3 protein-coding genes are annotated in these 3,829 nt (G+C 18.9%); all 3 read left to right on the top strand.

The genetic code is table 11. From position 1 onward, the window contains the following. Positions 1–164: 164 nt before the first annotated feature. The 3 genes from KTO59_RS03725 (at position 165) to KTO59_RS03715 (ending at position 3,792) form a co-directional block, all read left to right on the top strand. Positions 165–749 carry a Panacea domain-containing protein gene (locus KTO59_RS03725; protein WP_284928705.1) on the top strand — a complete coding sequence of 195 codons (585 nt, stop codon included), beginning with the start codon at positions 165–167 and terminating at the stop codon, positions 747–749. A 26-nt stretch (positions 750–775) separates the two neighbouring features. Further along, positions 776–1,420 carry a hypothetical protein gene (locus KTO59_RS03720; protein WP_284928704.1) on the top strand — a complete coding sequence of 215 codons (645 nt, stop codon included), beginning with the start codon at positions 776–778 and terminating at the stop codon, positions 1,418–1,420. A gap of 1,556 nt (positions 1,421–2,976) precedes the next feature. Beyond that, positions 2,977–3,792: a hypothetical protein gene (locus tag KTO59_RS03715; protein ID WP_284928703.1), complete on the top strand. Its 816-nt coding sequence runs from the start codon at positions 2,977–2,979 to the stop codon at positions 3,790–3,792. Positions 3,793–3,829 lie beyond the last annotated feature (37 nt).

Here is a 3,829-nt window from a genome sequence, read left to right as displayed (position 1 = left end):
TTTTTTTATATTAGAAATAAATTTAAATTAATACATAATAATTTCAAACAACAATATAACAAATAATAAAAAAAAATAAGTCAAACTATTTTTTTAAATAAATAGTTTGACTTAAATTAACTTTTTAACTGGTTCCATTTTGATGGAGCGGAACAAAAAAACAAATGCAACAAAAAATTATATCTCTTAAAAAACAATTAAAATTATTATATAATTTAATTGATATTAAAAACAAAGGAGTTGATTTAAATATGGGAAATAGTTTAAATATAAAAAAAGGTATTGAAAAAAATCAAATCAACATTTTTGACGTTGCTAATTATATTATTGATAAATGCGATGATATTAGTAACCTTAAATTACAAAAATTAATGTTTTATATTTATGCTCATTATTTAGTAAAAAATAATCCTCAAACTTTATTTACTAATTCGGCTGAAAAACAAATCGAAGCTTGGCCCTATGGTCCAGTTTTCCCATATTTATATTTTGAATTTCGAACATATGGTATGGATGAATTAAAAGAAACACCATTAGGAGATAAAAATAAAATAACATCATCAAGTTACCAAACCATAATTGATTATATTTTAGAAAAATATGGTAAATTTAAAGCTTGGGAATTAGCAGAAAAAACACATTCTGAAGATCCTTGGACCGATGCATATAATAGTGATATCGAAGATTATAGTCGTCAACTCATTACAGATAATGCTATTTATCAATATTATAATTATTATAATTTATAATTTATTTTTTTAAGGTAAAATTACAAATGATAAAAATTATAATACAAAGCAAAGAACAAGAATATAAATTTTCTTTTGTAAAAAAATATTTTGTTAAGGGGGGTGTTTTTGATTTTAATAATTATTCTCAAAAAACTTTTTTTAATTTAATGTCTAAATTATCAAATTTAACAAATAATAAAGAGGTTTGTCTAAAAGATATAAAATATCATTATCATCAGATTAATTTTGATAAAATAAAAAATAAATGTTCAGTGCTTTATAAAACACTTAATAAAACTATGCCTTTGTTTCAAATCGCTATAACTCCGATAGAAAGATTATTATTTTATCAAATTGAAGATGAAAAGAATGGTGGATTTATTTGTTTCCCTGTTGGATATGATAAATATCATTTTTTAAATTCTGCAAAAACTACACACCCCTATGGAATTAATACTAATAAATATAAATATAGTATTTATGATAAATTAGGAACGTTAACAAATTATCAACGTGCTGAAGAACTGATTGTTGAATTATTTAAAGAAGAACACAAAATCAGACAAGATACAAAAAAAGAAATTATAGAAAATTTAAAAAAACAATGTTTAAATTTAAATAAAAAAAATAATGAAAATTATAAAAAAATTGTTACAAAATTTCTTGACAAATTAGAGAAAAATTTTTAATGTTTAAATTTTTAAAATTAAAACTCATCTAAATAACAATTATTCCTATTCCATTCTCTATCCTCCAATAAGAGGATTTTTTTATACAAAAAACCCACAATAAAAAAACAAAAATAAAAAAACCTGCTACTACAGGTTTTTTTTATTATAAATTATAATAATAATTATTTGAAATGGTATTATTTTATTTTTTCGTATTGAAAAAATTAATAAAAAACAAGCAATTAACAAAAAATACAAAAATTAAAAAAGGAAATTAAAATTATGAAAAAAATAAACAAAAAACAAAAAGAATTAATCATCAAAGACGACCCGGAGCACACTGTTATAAATTTTTGTAAATGAATTCATTTTTAATACCAAAAAGACTAGTTAAAAAACTAGTCTTTTTTTAGCGAAAAGAGGTTTTAAAAATGTGTAATGTTAAAAAAACATTTACAATTTTTTAGGAACATTGTGTACAAAAACAAACAATGGAATTAAAAATGACGAAACTAAAAAAGGCATCTTTGGAATCAACTCGCATTGCAAATAAAGAAAAAAAAATATATTAAAATTAATAATTTAAAAGTAAAATTATTTATTTTAAAATCAATAATTTCTTTTACATTAAGATAAAATTAAAAAATATTTAAAAAATATTTAAAAATTATTATTTAAAAAATATATTAATTTTTTTGTTAAATGTAATATATTACAGAATGCAAATATAAGATATAACGGAGTAACTTAGAACGAATTTGATTTATTCATATATTAAACAAATATAAATTCTTTTTTTTTTTTTTTTTTGAACTATAATATATTGACATACTATATTATTATTAATTTTAAAAATTAAAAAACTTTTTTTCAATTTAAATTAAATTAAAAAAAATATTAAAAAAGTATTTAAATTATGAAGATAAAATCTTAAAAATATCTTTAGGAGGTTCTTTTGTTATCATTATTATTGTAATTTTTATGAAATTAAAATATTTTGTATTTCCACTAAACTCACAACTATCAAGTATTCCTGCTACAGCAAAAGTAATTAAAAAACAAAATAAACTAGAAACAATTAAAACAATTTATTTCAAGATAATCAAAAAATTTATTTCATAAACAAATTCAACCATCTAACAGACAGATGATGATAAAAAAAATAAAATATATCATTAATTAAAAGAAGCTAAATTCAAAAATGAATTCGATCCATCTAATGGAAAATTAATTTAAAATAACTTTGCTTCAAAACGAAGTTAAAATAATAGACTTTATCATTAAATTAAATCAATCTAATGAATATTTTGTTTAAAAAAATTATTACAATTTTGATGGTTCAATAAAATAAAATTAACTTTAATATTTTTTTTTTTTTTTCAAATTTTAAAAGAAAAGTATTAAACCTTAAAATTAAACATAAATTTAAATAAATAGACTTTAATATTCAAAAGTATATTTTTATTTCATAATAACACAAAAACCATGACCAGAAAAATAACTTAATTAAGCTTTAATTTAAAATTTTAAAAAATAAACTATTTATAATCTACATTAATCAAGGAGTTTGGTCGATGCCGAAATTAATAAAATTCTTTTTATCTAATAAAAAATTGTTCTTATTTTTATTATATTATATATATATATACGTTCATCTTGCTATCATCATTGGTTCTAATTTTAATTTCAAATTAAAAGAAAATACAGAAATAAAAATCAAACTATTGAACAAAAAAGACTATCTAAACAAATATAAAAATCAAGATCCGATAGAAAATAAGAAAATACATAAAGATAATATCATATTTTCATCCAAAGAAGACATTGATAAATTTTTTAAAAAAAAATGGGATTCAAAATTATCATTAGATGATTTAAATAAAAACAAATTTATTGTAGATTATTATAATAAAAAATATAATAACGAAAATCTTTCATACATCTGCTTTATTAAAGAAAACGATAATTCAGAAAAGGTTTTATTATTTTGGAACATTAAGAAAGAAATTACTATTGACACAAAGGAATTAAAAGACATCACCTCCTTTAAAACAAATTTATCTCATTTTGAAAAAAATTTAGTTTCTTTTGCTAAACCTTTATATTATCAAGACAAACAAATTAATGATATTTATTTTAATCCTAATTATTTTGGCGATATTTGTTTTGATGATAAAAAAAGTAATGAAGAAAATTATAGCATTAAAATTTTCTCAAAAATTTTAAGTAGCGATAGCTATAAACAAATTTTTTGTAATTCGGATGATACGTCAAATCAATTTAAACAATTTCTATCAAAACGTAAAGAAGTTACTTCGAAATATGATGAACTTAATAATTTAAATAAACTAAGTCCAAAAAAAATTACTTTTTTTACAAAGACTAGTTAAATCAAACTAGTCTTTTTTTGTTTTTAATGAAACGAGA

It is taken from the genome of Candidatus Phytoplasma sp. AldY-WA1, assembly GCF_020312115.2.
GTDB classification, from domain to species: Bacteria; Bacillota_I; Bacilli_A; order Acholeplasmatales; family Acholeplasmataceae; genus Phytoplasma; species Phytoplasma vitis.
The sequence above is the reverse complement of the archived record's forward strand: the minus strand, read 5'-3'. Positions and strand labels throughout refer to the sequence as shown.

Coding starts and splice junctions, on each gene's coding strand:
- KTO59_RS03725 (WP_284928705.1), top strand. CDS start 165: ATGCAACAAAAAATTATATCTCTTAAAAAACAATTAAAATTATTATAT.
- KTO59_RS03720 (WP_284928704.1), top strand. CDS start 776: ATGATAAAAATTATAATACAAAGCAAAGAACAAGAATATAAATTTTCT.
- KTO59_RS03715 (WP_284928703.1), top strand. CDS start 2,977: ATGCCGAAATTAATAAAATTCTTTTTATCTAATAAAAAATTGTTCTTA.